The following is a 17,309-nucleotide window of genomic DNA, read 5'->3' as shown; positions in this document are numbered from 1 at the left end:
GGGCGCGGCCCGGACCGGCCGCGCCCCTCTTAGGGAGCCCCCATGACCCCCCTCCTTGAAGTGCGCGGGATCGACAAGAGCTTCGGCCCGGTGAAGGTGCTGCACAAGGTCGAGCTCGCGGCGTACGCCGGCGAGGTGACGGCCCTGGTCGGCGACAACGGCGCGGGCAAGTCGACCCTGGTCAAGTGCGTCGGCGGCATCTATCCGATCGACGACGGCGAGATCCTCTTCGACGGCCGCCAGGTGCAGGTCCACAGCCCGCGCGACGCGGGCGAGCTCGGGATCGAGATCGTGTACCAGGACCTGGCCCTGTGCGACAACCTCGACATCGTCCAGAACATGTTCCTCGGCAGGGAGCGCAAGAACGGGATCCTGCTCGACGAGGACAGCATGGAGGAACTGGCCGAGCAGACCCTCAGCAGCCTGTCCGTACGGACGGTGAAGTCCATCAGGCAGCAGGTCTCCAGCCTGTCAGGCGGACAGCGGCAGACCGTGGCCATCGCCAAGGCCGTGCTCTGGAACAGCAAGGTCGTCATCCTCGACGAGCCGACCGCGGCCCTGGGCGTGGCCCAGACGGCGCAGGTCCTGGAGCTGGTGCGCCGGCTGGCCGACACGGGCCTGGCCGTCGTGCTCATCTCGCACAACATGAACGACGTCTTCGCCGTCTCCGACCGGATCGCGGCGCTCTACCTCGGCAGGATGGCCGCCCAGGTCAAGACCGCCGACGTGACGCACTCCCAGGTCGTCGAACTGATCACTTCAGGCCGCAGCGGGGATCTCGGCCTCAAGAACGGGGTCACCCCATGAGCAAGGTCAAGGAACTCCCCGGCGAGGCCATCGCCGCCGCGACGCAGTCCCCGTCGATCGGCAACAGCTTCCTCGCCTACGTGGAGCGGGTACGCGGCGGGGACATGGGGGCGCTGCCCGCCGTGCTGGGCCTGATCGTGCTCTGCACGGTCTTCGCCGTCGCGCGGCCCGCCTTCGTCACCTCGATCAACTTCGCCAACCTCTTCACCCAGGGCGCCGCGATCACGCTGATCGCGATGGGCCTGGTGTTCGTGCTGCTGCTGGGCGAGATCGACCTGTCCGCCGGCTTCGCCAGCGGCGTGTGCGCGGCGGTGCTCGCCGTCACGCTCACGAGCATGGGCCTGCCCTGGTACGTGTGCGTCCTGGCCGCCATCGTCACCGGCGTGGTGATCGGCACCGTGCTCGGCACGTTGGTCGCCAAGGTCGGCATCCCGTCGTTCGTGGTCACGCTGGCCGCGTTCCTCGCCTTCCAGGGTCTGGTCCTGGTCCTGGTCAAAGAGGGCACGAACATCTCGATCAGGGACAGCGTGATCGTGGCCATCGCGAACAAGAACCTGCCGCCCTCGCTCGGCTGGGCGCTCTACGCGGTCTGCGTGGCGGTCTACGCCGCCGTCCAGCTCCTCCGGGCCAGGAAGCGCACCAAGCGCGGGCTGGTGGCCGACCCGCTGTCACTGATCGCCGCCCGCGTGGGCGCGCTGGCGGTGCTGGCCGGGCTCGCGGTCTACGTGCTCAACCTGGAGCGCAGCCGCAACCCGGCGCTGGTCTCGCTCACCGGCATGCCGATCGTGGTGCCCGTGATCCTGGTGCTGCTGGTCGTGTGGACGCTGGTGCTGCGCCGTACCGCGTTCGGCCGCCACCTGTACGCGGTCGGCGGCAACGCCGAGGCGGCGCGGCGGGCGGGCATCCCGGTCGACAGGATCAGGATCAGCGCGTTCGTGATCTGCTCCTCGATGGCCGCGATCGGCGGGATCGTGGCCGCGTCCAGGGCCAGCTCGGTCGACCCGAACACGGGCGGCAGCTCCGTCCTGCTGTACGCGGTCGGCGCGGCGGTCATCGGCGGCACGAGCCTGTTCGGCGGCAAGGGCCGGGTGCTGGACGCCGTGCTCGGCGGCGCCGTGGTGGCGGTCATCGAGAACGGCATGGGTCTGATGGGGTATGGAGCCAGTGTGAAGTACCTGGTCACGGGCTCTGTGCTGCTCCTTGCCGCGGGGGTGGACGCCCTTGCGCGCAGGCGGGCGGCGGCCGCTGGTCTAAGGTGATCAGCGACTCTCAGCCCCCCTTGAAGGAACCCCAGACGATGCGTGCCGGCCCCTCCCAAGAGGACATCAGGCGCCACAATCTCGGCGCGCTGCTACGCCATGTCCACCTGGGCGGGCCGATCTCGCGTGCCGAGCTGACCACGAAGATGGGGCTCAACCGCAGCACGATCATGGCACTGACCTCCGACCTCACCGCGGCGGGGCTGGTGCGCGAGGAACTGCCCCGCGAGACGGGCCGCGCCGGGCGGCCCTCGCTCGTGGTGCGGCCCGAGTCGGCGCGGGTCTACGTGTTCGCCTTCGACGTGGGCCCCGACCGGCTCGCGGTAGCCCGTGTGGGCCTCGGCGGCGTGATACTCGACCGCCGCGAGACGGCCCGCGAGCGTGGCCCGTTCCAGCTGGAGGAGCTGGCCGGGACGCTGGCCGGCTTCGCCAGGCAGATGCGGCGCAAGACCAGGGACGACACCGTCTGCGTCGGGGCGGCGGCGGCCGTGTCCGGCGGCGTGCGCAAGGCCGACGGGGTGGTGCGGTTCGGGCCGAACCTGCTGGCCGAGGAGGTGCCGTTCGGCGAGGAGCTGGGCCGCAGGCTAGGCCTGGGGCTGCCGGTCAGCGTGGGCAACGACGCCAACCTGGCCGCGCTCGCCGAGCACAGCCGCGGCGTCGGGGCCGCTGTCAGGGACCTCATCTACCTGCATGGTGACGTGGGCATCGGCGGCGGCATCATCGCGGGCGGCCACCTGCTGGGCGGCCACGACGGCTACGGCGGCGAGGTCGGCCACATGGTCGTCAACCCCGGGGGCCGCGCCTGCGGCTGCGGCTCGCACGGATGCCTCGAGGCGGAGGTGGGGGAGCGGGCCCTGCTGGAGTCCGCGGGCCGCGTCGGGCCCGGGCAGCACGGGCGGGACGCGGTGCGCGCCGTGGTGGAGGCCGCCGACCGGGGCGACATCGAGGCGCAGGCCGCGCTCAGCAAGGTCGGCGACTGGCTCGGGCTGGGCGTGGCGAACCTGGTGAACATCTTCAACCCGGAAATGGTGATCTTCGGGGGGATGCTGCGGGAGATCTACCTCGGGTCGGCGGCGCAGGTGCGTACCCAGCTCGCCCTGCACGCGATGGCGCCGCAGCGGGAGAGGCTGCGGCTGCGCACGTCCTCGCTCGGGGACGCCGCCACGCTGGCGGGCGCGGCCGAGCTGGCCTTCGCCCACGTCCTCGCCGACCCTCTGGAGGTCCTGGCCCGCGCCAACGCCTGACCGGGACGGTCAGGCGACCTTGGACGTGATGGCCGTCCACGTGTTGCAGAAACCCGTGGCGCCACCGCGGTAGCCGCGGTCCTGCCAGAAGGCGAGGTTGCGCGGCTTGCCGTGGATCTCGCTCTCGTCCGCCCTGCGGACGGCGTCGATCCAGTCGTCCCACTCGATCCCGGGGTTGATCGACTCGAGGGCGGAGCTGTAGAAGACGCCGGCGAAGCATTCGGCCTGCATCTCCAGCCGGTGGCTCAGCAGCGCCCGCGAGCTGTCCGAAGCGGGCCAGTACAGCGCGTTCTGCGCGTCCAGCACGCCGATGAGCTGCTGCACGTGGTGTCCCCACTCGTGGGCGACCGAGTGCGCGATGTTCATGCGGAACGGGTCGCGCAGGTCCTGCTTCATGATGCGGATGACGATCGTGCGCTGCCCCGGGCAGTACTGTGCCCCGTTGCTGGTGATCTTCCCGCAGACGGAGTCGCTCCCCGTCGTGATCGTGACCCCGGGCGAGGTGTACGTCAGGCCGGCGGCCGCGAACTGGGCGGCCCAGAAGCGGTCGGCGCATCCGGCCATCGCGCGGTGGAAGGACTTGAGCGAGGCGACGCTCCCCCCGCGGATCCGCGGGATCGCGCACTCCTGGGCGGCCACGTGACCGCCCGTCATCCCCGACAGGCCGGCCTGCGCGATGCTCGACGCTGCCCGGGCCGGCCCGGAGAAGAGAATCAGACCCGCGACCATGCCCGCTAAGAGGGAAATGCGCATGATCGCGGATCTTAGATTACTTGGTGCTGGGTTGCGCTAGAGGACCTTGGCCTTCGGGGCGGTCCAGGTGTTGCAGGCGCTCGCCGACTGGGCCTTGAAGCCGCGCTTGGCCCAGTAGGCGACGTTGGAGTCCTTGCCATGAGTCTCATCGGCGCCGCTGCGCACCTTCACGCCGATGGAGCTCAGGTTGAGCCAGTTGTGGGTGGAGTTGAGCAGGGCGTCCCATTCGGCGCTGCTGCGGCCGAGCGAGCCCCAGACACGGCCGACGAATGCCCCGGACATGCACTCCGCCTGCAGCTCGGAGCGGCGGCTCGCGTCGAGTGCGCGCGCCTCGGTCGTGCGGTAGAGGCTGTCACTGGCCTTGAGTATGCCTGTGAGCTGCTGGATGTGGTGTCCGTACTCGTGGGCCAGCACCGCCATCAGCGCCAGGTTCCGCGGCTCTTCGACGATGTCCGGGCTCAGCAGGAACGCGATGGAGTTGGATTTCGGGCAATATTCCGCCTGCGAGCCCTCTTGGAACTTGCCGCACGGCGTCTTCGTGCCCACCTTGGTGATCACCGTGAGCTTGGGTGTGCTGAAGCGGAAGCCCGCCTTCTTCACCACGGGCGCCCACGCCTGCTTGAGGCAGTCCATCACGGAGGAGAAGTAGACCTCCGCCTCCTCGACGGTCCCGTTGTTCACCGGCGGCTCGTCGCACGTCCGGGTGCCGAGCTTGCCCGCCTTGTACAGCGGGTTCTTCGTCAGGACCGGCTTGAAGGCGGGCGCGGGGGCGGTGGCCGCGTGGGCCGTGCCGGCGAAGAGCAGGCTCGCCACGGCGCCTGCCATGAGCGCCAATCGGGGGATACGCATGAGAAGGCACCCTATTAAAGAGGGAGTTCCAGGTAAAGGAAGATTAAAGTGTATTTCTGGTGGAGGCGGACCACGTGTTGCACGCGCCCGGGGTCCCGCGGTTGAAACCGCGCGTCATCCACGCGGCCTGCGTCGGGCCCCTGCCGTGGTCGTTCTGCGGCCAGCCCTTGGCGCCGTTCTTCCTGAACCAGTCCACGGTGTACGCCCAGTCGGCGTCCGTGACCAGCTCCGTGCCCTTCATCGTGCTCATGAAGACCGAGGAGAGGCATTCGGCCTGCAGCTCCGAATTGCGGGAGAGCTGCAGCCGCTTTGCCTTTCCCGCCACGGTCCTGGCGGCCCAGTAGTAATTCCAGATGCCGGAGATCTGCTGGACGTGGTGTCCGTACTCGTGGGCGATCAGGCGGGTGATGCCCAGCGGGAACGGGTTCCGCAACTGGTCCTTGCTGATCATCAGGTACATCGTGCGGTCGGTGGAGCAGTAGACGCCGTCGGCGCCGGCGTTCCACGCGCCGCAGGGCGTCTTGACCTTGGTGGTGATGATGCGCAGCCGCGGCTTGGTGAAGGGCAGGCCGGCCTTGCGGAACTGGGCGCCCCATGCCCTGTTGAGGCAGCCCGTCACGCGGGTCAGGAAGCGCCGGTACGCGGTCATGCTCCCGGCCGGCAGGTCGCCGGGCGCGCAGTTCACGTCGGTCAGGCGGCCGCTCCTGTAGAGCGGGTTCGCCGTCGCCAGCGCCCTGCCGATCGCGGGGCCCTTCTTCGCCTGGCTGGAGACCTTGGCGGGGGGAGAGGCGAGCTGCTGGGCCTCGTTCTGCGGCTCCGTCGAGGTGGTGGCCACGTCGGCCAGCACGAGCACCAAACCGGCCGCTGCCAGGGCAAGTGCCAGCATGGCGACCGCGAGTGCCGCGATTTTGCTTTTGGGGACGGAGTTCATATGTCCCGAAAGACTAGGTCAAGATCGGACATATGTGGGTGGGTTTGACTCGATGGAGTCAGTGAGGCGTCCGCGAACTAGACTCGGACCGTCGGCGCACAAGAGCAGAGGGGAGTCGGATCCGTGAGCGGGTTGCTGGGCTCGGTTAAGGGACCGCACGACGTCAAACGGCTCGCTGTCGAGGAGTTGCCACAGCTCGCAGGGGAGATCCGTGATCTGCTCGTCGACTCGTGCGCCAGGTTCGGCGGCCACCTGGGCCCCAACCTCGGGGTGGTCGAGCTGACCATCGCGGTGCACCGCGTCTTCGACTCGCCGAACGACCCCGTCGTCTGGGACACCGGCCACCAGGCGTACGTGCACAAACTGCTCACCGGGCGGGCCGCGGGCTTCGAGGCGCTCAAGCAGGAGGGCGGCCTGTCCGGCTATCCGAGCCAGGCCGAGTCCGAGCACGACTTCGTCGAGAACTCCCACGCCTCGACCGCGCTCTCCTATGCCGACGGCCTGGCCAAGGCGTTCAAGCTGCGCGGCGAGCGCGACCGCACGGTCGTCGCGGTGATCGGCGACGGCGCGCTGACCGGCGGCATGGCCTGGGAGGCGCTCAACAACATCGCCGCCGCCAAGGACCTGCCGGTCGTGATCGTGGTCAACGACAACGGCCGCTCCTACTCGCCCACGATCGGCGGCCTGGCCTCCCACCTGTCCTCGTTGCGGGTCAACCGCCGGTACGAGGACATGCTCGAATACGTCAAGGAGAAGCTGGGGAACGTTCCCGTCCTCTACGACGCGCTCCACGGCTTCAAGAAGGGCGTCAAGGACGTTCTGGCGCCGCAGGTCATGTTCGAGGACCTCGGGCTGAAGTACGTCGGCCCCATCGACGGCCACGACGAGCAGGCCATGGAGGCGGCGCTGCGCAAGGCCCGCGACTTCCGCGGCCCCGTCATCGTCCACGCGCTCACCCAGAAGGGCCGCGGCTACTCGCCCGCCGAGAACCACGACGAGGACCAGTTCCACTCGCCCGGCGCCTTCGACCGGGCCACCGGCGCGGAGAAGCCCAAGGGCCGCATCTGGACCAACGTGTTCAGCGAGGAGCTCGTCCGGCTCGGCAAGGAGCGCGAGGACCTCGTCGCGATCACCGCGGCCATGCTTCACCCGACGGGCCTCAACGCGTTCGCCGAGGCCTTCCCCGAGCGCATCTACGACGTCGGCATCGCCGAGCAGCACGCGCTGACCAGCGCCGCCGGGCTGGCCCTCGGCGGCATGCACCCCGTCGTGGCCGTCTACGCCACGTTCCTCAACCGCGCCTTCGACCAGCTCCTCATGGACGTCGCCCTGCACCGGCTGCCCGTCACCGTGGTGCTCGACCGCGCGGGCGTCACGGGCGACGACGGCGCCAGCCACAACGGCATGTGGGACCTGTCGATCCTCCAGGTCGTCCCGGGGCTGCGCATCGCCGTGCCGCGCGACGGCGACCGGCTGACCGAGCTGCTGCGCGAGGCCGTGGAGGTCACCGAGGGCCCGACCGTGCTGCGCTTCCCCAAGGGCCCGGTCGCCGAACCGGTCGAAGCGGTGGGCAAGCTGGGCGAGATGGACCTGCTGCGCGCCCCCGAGGGCGAGCCGGACGTGCTGCTGGTCGGCGTCGGCCCGATGGCGCAGGCCTGCATGGACGCCGCGGTCCTGCTCGACGCCCAGGGCATCTCGGCCACCGTGGTCGACCCCCGCTGGGTCAAGCCGCTCGACGAGGCGCTCGTGCTGGCGGCGAGCGCCCACAAGCTGGTGGCCGTCGTCGAGGACAACGGCCGCGTGGGCGCCGTGGGCGACGCCGTGGCCCGCCTGCTGCGCGACGCCGACGTGGACGTGCCCGTGCGTACGTATGGGATCCCGCAGGAGTTCCTCGACCACGCCAAGCGGGCCGTGATCCTCAGCCGGGTCGGCCTGACGGGGCAGGACCTCGCCCGCCAGATCACCGAGGCCGTCGCCAAGCGCACCTCCCACGAGGAGCCCGCCCGCCACTGACCACCGTGCGGCGCCCGCCGCCTGGTGATCAGGCGCCGCGACCCCCGACCGGCGGCACCCACCCAAGGGTGCTGCCGTGCCGGTCCTCCCGCGCCCACGTCCCTCCGCCACGTGGGCGCGCATCGAGGCGGCGCGGTCGCGTCGGCGACCGCGCCTCACACCCGCTGCTCTGGCGGGCCGTGCCGCAGCCGGACGTCGTGTGGCAGGCCGTGACGAGCGGAAAGCCGTCGCCTGCGCGTGATCAGGCATGATCGCGAAGGGTGGGGGAAGGATCACTGGTCGTGGAGATCTTTCGCACGAAGAGTGTCGAGCAGTCCATCCGCGACACCGAAGCCCCCGAGCACCAGCTGCGCAAGCGCCTGACCGCCACCGATCTGACCGTCTTCGGCATCGGGGTGATCGTCGGCACTGGGATCTTCGTGCTCACAGGGCAGGTCGCCAAGACGATGGCGGGCCCGGCGGTGGCTGTCTCGTTCGTCGTGGCGGGCATCGTCTGCGGGCTCGCCGCCCTGTGCTACGCCGAGTTCGCCTCCACGATCCCGGTCGCCGGCTCGGCCTACACCTTCGCCTTCGCGACCCTGGGCGAGTTCCCGGCCTGGGTGATCGGCTGGGACCTGACGCTGGAGCTGGCACTGGCCGCGGCGGTGGTGGCGGTCGGCTGGTCGGGCTACTTCGCCTCGATGCTCTCCTCCATCGGCGTCCACCTGCCGAACGCGATCGCGGGCGACAACCCCGTGGTGAACGTGCCCGCCATCGCCATCGTCCTCATCCTCACCTTGATCCTGGTCGTCGGGATCAAGGTGTCCTCGCGGGTCAACCTCATCCTCGTCGCCACCAAGATCGCGGTGGTGCTGCTGGTGATCGTGGCCGGGCTCTTCTTCGTCAAGGCCGCCAACTACACGCCGTTCATCCCCGAGCCGGTCCCCACGCCGCAGGTGGGCGGGCTGAAGGCGCCGCTGCTCCAGGTGCTGTTCGGCGTCACGCCCGTCGCGTTCGGCGTGCTCGGCATCTTCTCGGCCGCCGCGATCGTGTTCTTCGCGTTCATCGGCTTCGACATCGTGGCCACGGCCGCAGAGGAGACCATCAATCCGCAGCGCGACGTGCCGCGCGGCATCATCGGCTCCCTGGCCATCTGCACGGCGCTCTACGTCGCCGTCTCGCTCGTCGTCGTCGGCATGCAGCGCTACGACCGGCTGAGCGTCTCGGCACCGCTGTCCGACGCGTTCACCTCGGTCGGCTTCGCCTGGCTGGCCACGATCATCAGCATCGGAGCCCTCGCCGGCCTGACGACCGTGGTGCTGGTGCTGCTGCTCGGGCAGACCCGGGTGCTGTTCGCGATGTGCCGCGACGGGCTGCTGCCGCGCTCTCTGGCCAAGGTCCATCCCCGCTTCGGCACGCCGGCCCGGCTGACGATCATCGTCGGGGTGGTGGCGATGGCGCTGGCCGGGTTCGTGTCGTTCGGCGAGCTGGCCGAGCTGGTCAACATCGGCACGCTCTTCGCGTTCGTGCTGGTCTCGATCGGCGTGGTCGTGCTCAGGCGCACGCGGCCCGACCTGCCGCGCGGCTTCCGCGCGCCGCTGGTGCCGGTGCTGCCCATCCTGTCGGTGCTGGCCTGCTTCTACCTCATGCTCAATCTGCCGGTGGAGACGTGGCTGAGGTTCCTGATCTGGATGGCGATCGGCGTCATCGTCTACTTCGTGTACGGCTACCGCCACAGCCGGACCGCGACCCCCTGGGTCAAGAGCGACGACTGAGGGGCGGGCGCGAACCCGCCCCCCGGCGTCGGGTCAGAGGTCGAAGACCGCTCCTGTCGCGGCCTTCACCAGGCAGGCGTTGCCGAAGACCTTGCCCCAGCGCACCGGTTTGCCCTCCCAGCGGCCCTTGGCCGCGACGGCGTGCGGCTGGGCCTCGCGGGTGCAGACGGCGTCCGGCGAGACGTTGAGCTGCCCGGGGTCCCCGTTGACCTGCTCCAGCAGCTCACAGGCCGCCTGCGCGTCCGGGTGAGTGCCGCCTGCGGGCTCGCAGTGCAGCCGGGCCGTCTTGGTCTCCCCGCCCTTCACCGCGACGACGAGCTTGAGCTGGTCCTTCGGGCGCGCGGCCACCGCAGGTGACGAGGTGCCCAGCATGACGAGGCCGCAGAGCGCGAGGGCGCCTAGTGCTCGGATCATGGTTACTCTCCGTTCGTAGGAACGTTACGCAACGCTACGACGGAGCGGGGTGAGGATTAAGGAGGCCCGCCGGGCGGGCCCCCAAAAAGGATCAGACAGGCACCGAGGCGATGCCCGGAGCGAGGAAACGCGGCCGGGCGATGCCCGTCCTGTCCAGGTACGGGGTGATCCCGCCCAGATGGAACGGCCAGCCCGCCCCGAGGATCATGCACAGGTCGATGTCCTGCGGCGCGGCGACCACGCCCTCGTCCAGCATGATGCGGATCTCCGCGGCCAGCGCCGCCAGCACGCGGTCGCGTACCTGCTCGGCGGTGGACGGGGACGTGCCGCCGGAGAAGATCGCCACCGCCTCCGGGTCGAGCGTGAAGTCGGGGCGGTACACGCCCGGCTTGCCCGCCGCGACCAGCTTGGCCATGTTCTCCGAGACGCCGAACCGGTCGGGGAAGGCCTCGTGCAGCGTCTCGGCCACGTGCAGCCCGACGGCCGGGCCGACCAGCTGCAGCAGCGCGAACGGCGTCATCGGCAGTCCGAGCCCGTCCAGCGCGTGCTCGGCCACCTCCAGCGGCGTGCCCTCGTCCACGGCCGACACGACCTCGCCCATGAAGCAGGTCAGCAGCCGGTTGACCACGAACGCGGGCGCGTCCTTGACCAGCACCGACGACTTCTTCAGCGTCTTGCCCACCGCGAACGCCGTGGCCAGCGTGGCGTCGTCCGTCGCGGCGCCGCGGATGATCTCCAGCAGCGGCATGACGGCCACCGGGTTGAAGAAGTGGAACCCGACCAGCCGCTCAGGATGCTCCAGATCGGCGCCCATCGCGGTCAGGGAGAGCGAGGAGGTGTTCGTGGCCAGCACGCACTCCGCCGAGACCACGGCCTCCACCTCGGCGAACACCTGCTTCTTGACCGCCAGGTCCTCGAACACGGCCTCGATCACGAAGTCGGCGTCGGCGAAGGCGTCCTTGGTCAGCGAGCCGGTCACCAGGGCCTTGAGCCGGTTGGCCTGGTCACCGGAGATGCGGCCCTTGCCGAGGAGTTTGTCGACCTCGGCGTGCACGTACCCGACGCCCTTGTCGAGCCTGGCCTGGTCGAGGTCGGTCAGCACGACCGGCACCTCGAGGCGGCGCGCGAACAGCAGCGCCATCTGCGAGGCCATCAGCCCCGCGCCCACCACGCCGACCTTGGTGACCTTGCGGGCCAGCGACCGGTCGGGCGCGCCCGCGGGCCGCTTGGCGCGGCGCTGCACCAGGTCGAACGAGTAGAGCCCGGCCCGGAGCTCGTCGCCCATCAGCAGGTCGGCCAGCGCCTGGTCCTCGGCGGCGAAGCCCTCGTCGCGGGAGGCCGTGCGGGCCTGGCCGATCAGGTCGAGCGCGCGGTAGGGGGCGGGGGAGGCGCCGCGCAGCTTCATGTCCACCAGGAAGCGCGCGTCGCCGACCGTCTTGTCCCAGTCCTCGTCGTCGTGGGCGGGTCGCTCCACGGCCACCTCGCCGTTGACCACGCGGGCGGCCCAGCGCAGCGACTCCTCCAGGAAGTCGGCGGGCTCGAACATCGCGTCCGCGACACCCAGCTCGTACGCCTCCTTGCCCTTGACCATGCGGTTCTGGGAGAGCGGGTTCTCGATGATGAGCTTGATCGCGTTCGCCGGGCCGATCAGGCGGGGGAGCAGCTGCGTGCCGCCCCAGCCGGGCACCAGGCCGAGGAAGCACTCCGGCAGCGCCACCGCGGGCACGCCGGAGGAGATCGTCCGGTACGTGCAGTGCAGCGCCACCTCGAGCCCGCCGCCCATCGCGGCGCCGTTCACGAGCGCGAACGACGGGATCGGCAGCTCGCCGAGCCTGCGGAAGACGTAATGGCCCAGCGCGCCGATGGCCAGGGCCTCCTCGCGCGTGGTCAGGGCGGCCGCGCCCTTGAGGTCGGCGCCGACGGCGAAGATGAACGGCTTGCCCGTCACGCCCACCGCGGCCAGGTCGGTGCGCTCGGCGATCTCCGACAGTGCGCCGTTGAGCGCGAACAGGCCGCGCGGGCCGAACGTGTTGGGCTTGGTGTGGTCGAAGCCGTTGTCCAGCGTGATCAGCGCCATCGTGCCCGCGCCGTAGGGCAGCTGCACGTCGCGCACCAGCGCCTTGGTGACGACTTCGTCGCCGCTGCGCTCGCTCAGCAGGCCACGCCAGGTCTCAATACCACTCATGCCAGGTTCTCCCAGATCACAGTGCCGCCCATGCCCATGCCGACGCACATGGTGGTGATGCCGTACCGCACGTCGGGACGCTCGCCGAACTGCCGCGCGAGCTGCGTCATCAGCCGCACGCCCGACGAGGCCAGCGGGTGGCCGTAGGCGATCGCGCCGCCGTACTGGTTCACGCGGGGGTCGTCGTCGGCGATGCCGAAGTGGTCGAGGAAGGCCAGCACCTGTACGGCGAACGCCTCGTTGATCTCGAACAGCCCGATCTCCGAGATGTCCAGGCCCGCCAGCCGGAGCGCCCGCTCCGTGGACGGGATCGGCCCCACGCCCATGACCTCGGGGTCCACGCCGGCGAACGCGTAGGAGACGAGCCGCATTTTCGCGCCCAGCCCCAGTTCGTCGGCCACCTCCTTGGCCGCCACGACGCATCCGGTGGCGCCGTCGTTGATGCCGGAGGAGTTGCCCGCCGTGACGTTGCCGTGCGGCCGGAACGGCGTCTTGAGCGCGCTCAGCCCCTCCAGCGTGGTGCCCGGCCGCGGCGCCTCGTCCTCGGCCGCCAGGCCCCAGCCCTGCTCGGCCGTCCTGATCGCGGTCGGCACCAGGTCGGGCTGGATCTTGCCGTCGGCGTACGCCTTGGCCGCCCGCTCCTGCGACAGCACCGCGTACGCGTCCGCGCGCCCCTTCGTGATCGCCGGGTAGCGGTCGTGCAGGTTCTCCGCCGTCATGCCCATGACCAGCGCGCTCGGGTCGACCAGCTTCTCCGACAGGAACCGCGGGTTCGGGTCGACGCCCTCGCCCATCGGGTGGCGACCCATGTGCTCGACGCCGCCCGCGATGGCCACGTCGTACGCGCCGAACGCGATGCCGCCCGCCACCGTGGTGACCGCGGTCATCGCGCCCGCGCACATGCGGTCGATGGCGTAGCCGGGCACGCTCTTGGGCAGCCCGGCCAGCACCGCGGCCGCCCGGCCGATGGTCAGGCCCTGGTCGCCGATCTGCGTGGTCGCGGCGATGGCGACCTCGTCCACGCGCTCGGGTGGCAGGTGGGGGTTGCGCCTGATGAGCTCGCGGATGACGCGGACGACCAGGTCGTCGGCGCGGGTCTCCGCGTACAGTCCCTTCGGCCCCGACTTGCCGAAAGGCGTGCGCACGCCGTCGACGAACACGACGTCACGAGAGGAAGGCACGGATTCGCTCCTCGTTGGAGAGTGGGTTCCGTGCCTATGCTACTCGCCAGTAACTACTCCGCAGACGAGGGCAGCGGTCAGCAGTACGTAAATGACGGCCGTGCCCGGCTCCCAGAGATGGGCGCGGGCTCCGACCAGGGCCGCGACCGCCACGGCCGCGCCCGTCCAGAGCGCCGCGCCCTCTCGCGGGCGCGCGCCGTGGCCGGGGTCCCATGGATCGCCAGGTGATCCGCCCGACCGCGCGGCACGCGCCAGCATCCCCACTGCGTCACGTGCCCACCAGATGACGAACAACACCCCCGCCGCGATACTCACCACCGCCAGCGCCTCGGCGGCCCAGCGCAGGGAGTCGGCGAAGGCGTACAGGGCGGCCTCGTGGAAGAAGTGCGGCTCCGTCCAGCCGAGCAGCAACGTGACCGCCCAGCCGCAGGCCACGGCCAGTCTGCTGAGCGGCCGCGCGCGTGCCGAGGGGACGACGGCGTAGAGCTCGCGCTCTCTCCGGCGGACGAGCCGGGCGTGGGCGCCCCACACGTACTGGGTGGTCACGAGTACGGGGACCGCCGTCATGAAGATCGCCAGTGACAGCACGGCCAGCGGCAGCGTCTGCTCGTCGGTCTGGGCCCGGTCGGCCAGCAACTGGGCGGTGGTCAGCAGCGCGATGGCGGCGGACAGGGCGACGAAGGCCCGGCGGCGGGCGGCCCTGGCCGTGGCCCGCAGCTCGGCCAGTATCTGAGCGCCTGGAGGGGGCGCCGTCTCGGTCAACAGCATGGATGTCATGATGACCTCACTCCGCGTAGCGATGCCTCGCATTCGCGCGCTTTGGATGGAGCCCTCGCTGGCACGGAAGAGTGGCAGCGCAGTGGGTTGCCGTGGTCGGCCGGATGGCGCGACATTCCCTTGGGGGGCACGTTTTCTCAGTACACTGCGCGTCACCGGAGGGGGGCGTGTGAGGGAGAGCGCGAAAAGAGCGGGGGATGCTCCATCTCGGCGGCGGAGCCGCGTGCCGGGCCGGCGCCGGCGGGTCTCCGTGCTGGGGTGGGTCGGCATCGGGCTGACGTTCGTGCTGGTGGCCGTCTCGCTCGGGGGGTACGCGTACTACCGGTACATCGACGGCGGGATCATCCGCGAGCCCATCGAGCCCGGAGCGAGCCGCCCGCCGGACACCGGCGCGCTCAACGTCCTGCTCGTCGGCTCCGACTCCCGCGCGGGCGACAACAAGAAGTACGGCCCGAAGGAGGTCGGCGAGCGGACTGACACGATCATGCTGCTGCACATCTCCCCCAACCGGGACAAGGCCACCATGATCAGCTTCCCGCGCGACTCCATGGTGATGATCCCCGAGTGCCGGAGCCGGACCGGCACGGCGCTTCCCGGGGGTCTGCGCCAGATCAACTCCGCCTTCAACGACGGCGGCATCAACTGCACGATCAGAACGCTCGAGTCGCTCACCAACATCAAGATCAACCACTTCGTGAAGGTCGACTTCACCGGCTTCAAGGGCATCATCGACGCCATCGGCGGCATCGAGATCTGCCTGCCCAAGGCCGTCAACGACCCCAAGGCCAAGCTGGTGCTCGGCCCGGGCAAGCATGTGGTGAACGGCGAGCAGGCGCTGGGCTACGTGCGCACCCGCTACGCGCTGGGCGACGGCAGCGACCTGAGCAGGATCCAGCGGCAGCAGGTCTTCCTCACCAAGGTGCTCGAGGCGGTCACCAACGGCGGCCTGCTCACCAACCCGGTGAAACTGAACGCGTTCCTGGAGGCGGCCACCGCGGCCGTCACCGTGGACAGCGGGCTGACGCTGGACCGGATGCTGGACATCGCCAAGAGCGTCAAAGGCCTGACGGCCAAGGAGCTCAAGGGCATCACCGTGCCCACCGAGCCCTATCCGCCGGACAAGAACCGCGTCCAGTTCAGCGAGCCGGCCGCGCGTGACTTCTTCGAGAGCGTACGGAACGACGTCGAGGTCACCCCGGCCCCCACACCCGGCAAGGCCGCCGCCGTCAAGATCGAGAACAAGCAGGTGCGCGTCCAGGTGCTCAACGGCACGGGGGAGCGGGGCAAGGCGGTCCAGGTGGCCGACCAGCTGGCGGCGCAGGGGTTCGTGATCACGGAGGTCGGCAACGCCGCCGTGACCGACACCACCGCCATCCGGTACGCCAAGAAGGACACCGCGGACGGGCCCGGCTACGCGGACGCGGTGGCGGCGCGGCTGTCGAAGGAGAAGAAGACGCCGGTGGCGGGCAAGGTCCGGCCGGTCAACACGCAGCCGTACAAGTCCCAGGCGGGCGTCAAGGCGCCGGACGGGCCGATCGTCCAGCTCGTCATCGGCAAGGACTGGCCCGGGGTGCGCGTGGTCTCGGCGATCCCTGACTCGCTCAAGGACAAGGTCGTCGACTCCAACACCAACCCGTGCCTGTGACGCCCGGCCCTCGGGCCGGGCGGTGACGTTTCCGGTTCGTCCGGCGCCGATCCGTAGCGCTCATCCGGGCTTCTGCGCGCCTTCAGATGCAGGCCGCAGCACTGTCATAGCCCAAAGTGACGAATGTTACAGAGAGTGGTTTTAGGGAAACATGTGAAATTTCCGGACAACGTGAGGTTTAGTCTGCTAGGAAAGGGCGCGGTCCGCATTCGTACTAGAGAGGTTCCATCGTGGCGCGCGACGAGAACGACAGGCCTTACGAGGATGGGCAGGGGAGGTCGTTAAACCCTGAGATGACGGGTGACGTGCTTTCCCCACGGTGGAGCACCGAGGACACCGACGAGCAGCCCGCCATCCAGGTCGTCGGCAACGAGACCTACATCCTCCCGCTCGACAAGAGCGAGCCGCAGCTCATCGAGGGCCGCGACGTGCTCGACGACGGTCCCCACGACGTGCTCGGCGGCCCCCACGAGGTGCACGGCGGCTCGCACGACCTGTACGGCGGCCCCAGCGGCGCGCACGACGTGCTGGGCGCCCACGACCTCGGCGGCCCCAGTGGCGCGCACGACGTGCTCGGCGACCCCCATGCGAGCGCCGCGCACGACGTGCTCGGAGACCCGCACGCGAGCGGCACCCGCGACCTGCTGAGTGAGCCGAGCGGCTCGCACGGCGTCGAGGACAAGGACGAGAACCCGTATCTCCCGCTCGACCGGAGCTACGAGCCGGGCTTCGACGACGATCGCGACGACGACAAGCCCAAGCGCGGCTTCCTCGGCTCGGGCTGGACCGACGACTCGGACGAGGGGCGCTCGCGCGGCGGCCGTTCCGGTGGCGGCGAGGGCCGTGGCCGTTCCGGCGACGGTGAGGGCGAGGTGCGCCGCCGTACCAGGAAGCTGCTGGTGGCGGCCGCCGCGGTGGTGCTGGTCGGAGTGGGCGCGGGCTTCCTGCTCACCGGCAACTCCTCCGACGACCCCTGCAAGGCCGGCCAGTGCGCCAGCGCGGGCGAGGTGACCTCTCCGTCGGAGACCGCGGCCCCCGAGGACACGGCCGCGGAGGAGGAGGACACCGCCGAGCCCACCGATTCGGACAGCCCTGAGCCGACCGACACCCAGTCCGCGCGGCCGTCCACCCCGCCGACGCAGCGGGCGCGGCACACGCGCGAGCCCTCGGCCCGTCCGACGAACTCGCGCGCCGGACAGCCCACGCAGCGGGCGAGCACCAGGCCCACCCGTGCCCCGCAGAACCAGACGCCGGACGACGGCGACAACAACGTCGCCAACCCCGGTGACAACACGGTGGACACCAAGGCGCCGGAGACCAAGGCTCCGGAGTCCAAGAACACCGAGGCTCCTCCCGCCACCCAGGCGCCCCAGACCCAGGCGCCCGCGCCCACGCCCACGAAGGAGAGCAAAGGCATCCTCGACATCCTGTTCCCCTGGGCCTGAGCACCGTAGGGTGCTCACCGGGGGATGCGGATCCAGGTCCTGGTCTGGCAGA

Annotated in this window: 14 protein-coding genes; 7 read left to right on the top strand and 7 right to left on the bottom strand. The window is 70.4% G+C overall.

Translation table 11 applies throughout. The features are described 5' to 3' along the window. The first annotated feature begins 42 nt into the window (after positions 1–42). From AB0J64_RS01465 to AB0J64_RS01455, 3 genes are read left to right on the top strand one after another with little or no spacing between them, the layout of a single operon-like run. Positions 43–807: an ATP-binding cassette domain-containing protein gene (locus AB0J64_RS01465; protein WP_364018802.1), complete on the top strand. Its 765-nt coding sequence runs from the start codon at positions 43–45 to the stop codon at positions 805–807. After that, positions 804–2,066 carry an ABC transporter permease gene (locus tag AB0J64_RS01460; RefSeq protein WP_364018800.1) on the top strand — a complete coding sequence of 421 codons (1,263 nt, stop codon included), beginning with the start codon at positions 804–806 and terminating at the stop codon, positions 2,064–2,066. The genes AB0J64_RS01465 and AB0J64_RS01460 overlap by 4 nt, the downstream gene beginning before the upstream one ends. A 38-nt stretch (positions 2,067–2,104) precedes the next feature. Continuing rightward, positions 2,105–3,310: an ROK family transcriptional regulator gene (locus AB0J64_RS01455; RefSeq protein WP_364018798.1), complete on the top strand. Its 1,206-nt coding sequence runs from the start codon at positions 2,105–2,107 to the stop codon at positions 3,308–3,310. A 9-nt stretch (positions 3,311–3,319) separates the two neighbouring features. Here AB0J64_RS01455 and AB0J64_RS01450 read toward each other — a convergent pair whose 3' ends face one another. From AB0J64_RS01450 to AB0J64_RS01440, 3 genes are read right to left on the bottom strand one after another with little or no spacing between them, the layout of a single operon-like run. Beyond that, on the bottom strand, positions 3,320–4,063 hold the full coding sequence (locus AB0J64_RS01450; protein WP_364018796.1) for a neutral zinc metallopeptidase: 744 nt from the start codon (positions 4,061–4,063) through the stop codon (positions 3,320–3,322). 36 nt (positions 4,064–4,099) lie between these two features. After that, the gene (locus AB0J64_RS01445; RefSeq protein ID WP_364018794.1) at positions 4,100–4,912 is read right to left on the bottom strand and encodes a neutral zinc metallopeptidase; all 813 of its coding nucleotides are present in this window, start codon (positions 4,910–4,912) and stop codon (positions 4,100–4,102) included. A gap of 43 nt (positions 4,913–4,955) precedes the next feature. After that, complete coding sequence (locus AB0J64_RS01440) at positions 4,956–5,843, bottom strand: neutral zinc metallopeptidase (protein WP_364018792.1); 888 nt, start codon at positions 5,841–5,843, stop codon at positions 4,956–4,958. Positions 5,844–5,975: 132 nt separating this feature from the next. Between AB0J64_RS01440 and dxs the strand changes: the two genes are divergently transcribed. Both dxs and AB0J64_RS01430 read left to right on the top strand, forming a co-directional pair. Beyond that, positions 5,976–7,856: a 1-deoxy-D-xylulose-5-phosphate synthase gene (gene dxs / locus AB0J64_RS01435; protein ID WP_364019211.1), complete on the top strand. Its 1,881-nt coding sequence runs from the start codon at positions 5,976–5,978 to the stop codon at positions 7,854–7,856. Between the two features lie 281 nt (positions 7,857–8,137). After that, positions 8,138–9,610, top strand: a complete 1,473-nt coding sequence (locus tag AB0J64_RS01430; protein WP_364018791.1) for an amino acid permease — start codon at positions 8,138–8,140, stop codon at positions 9,608–9,610. A 33-nt stretch (positions 9,611–9,643) separates the two neighbouring features. Here AB0J64_RS01430 and AB0J64_RS01425 read toward each other — a convergent pair whose 3' ends face one another. From AB0J64_RS01425 to AB0J64_RS01410, 4 genes are all read right to left on the bottom strand, one after another. After that, positions 9,644–10,024: an SSI family serine proteinase inhibitor gene (locus AB0J64_RS01425; protein WP_364018789.1), complete on the bottom strand. Its 381-nt coding sequence runs from the start codon at positions 10,022–10,024 to the stop codon at positions 9,644–9,646. Positions 10,025–10,115: 91 nt separating this feature from the next. Continuing rightward, positions 10,116–12,209 (bottom strand): 3-hydroxyacyl-CoA dehydrogenase NAD-binding domain-containing protein, encoded by a 2,094-nt coding sequence (locus AB0J64_RS01420; RefSeq protein ID WP_364018787.1) that lies wholly within the window; start codon positions 12,207–12,209, stop codon positions 10,116–10,118. After that, entirely contained in the window at positions 12,206–13,390 is a 1,185-nt protein-coding gene (locus AB0J64_RS01415; protein WP_345002462.1) for a thiolase family protein, read from the bottom strand. The genes AB0J64_RS01420 and AB0J64_RS01415 overlap by 4 nt, the downstream gene beginning before the upstream one ends. A gap of 39 nt (positions 13,391–13,429) precedes the next feature. After that, positions 13,430–14,158 carry a hypothetical protein gene (locus AB0J64_RS01410; protein WP_364018785.1) on the bottom strand — a complete coding sequence of 243 codons (729 nt, stop codon included), beginning with the start codon at positions 14,156–14,158 and terminating at the stop codon, positions 13,430–13,432. Positions 14,159–14,390: 232 nt separating this feature from the next. Between AB0J64_RS01410 and AB0J64_RS01405 the strand changes: the two genes are divergently transcribed. Beyond that, entirely contained in the window at positions 14,391–15,812 is a 1,422-nt protein-coding gene (locus AB0J64_RS01405) for an LCP family protein (protein WP_364018783.1), read from the top strand. A gap of 305 nt (positions 15,813–16,117) precedes the next feature. Continuing rightward, positions 16,118–17,257: a hypothetical protein gene (locus AB0J64_RS01400; RefSeq protein WP_364018781.1), complete on the top strand. Its 1,140-nt coding sequence runs from the start codon at positions 16,118–16,120 to the stop codon at positions 17,255–17,257. Positions 17,258–17,309 lie beyond the last annotated feature (52 nt).

The sequence above is a fragment of the Nonomuraea sp. NPDC049695 genome (assembly GCF_040674955.1).
GTDB classification, from domain to species: Bacteria; Actinomycetota; Actinomycetes; order Streptosporangiales; family Streptosporangiaceae; genus Nonomuraea; species Nonomuraea helvata.
The sequence above is the reverse complement of the archived record's forward strand: the minus strand, read 5'-3'. Positions and strand labels throughout refer to the sequence as shown.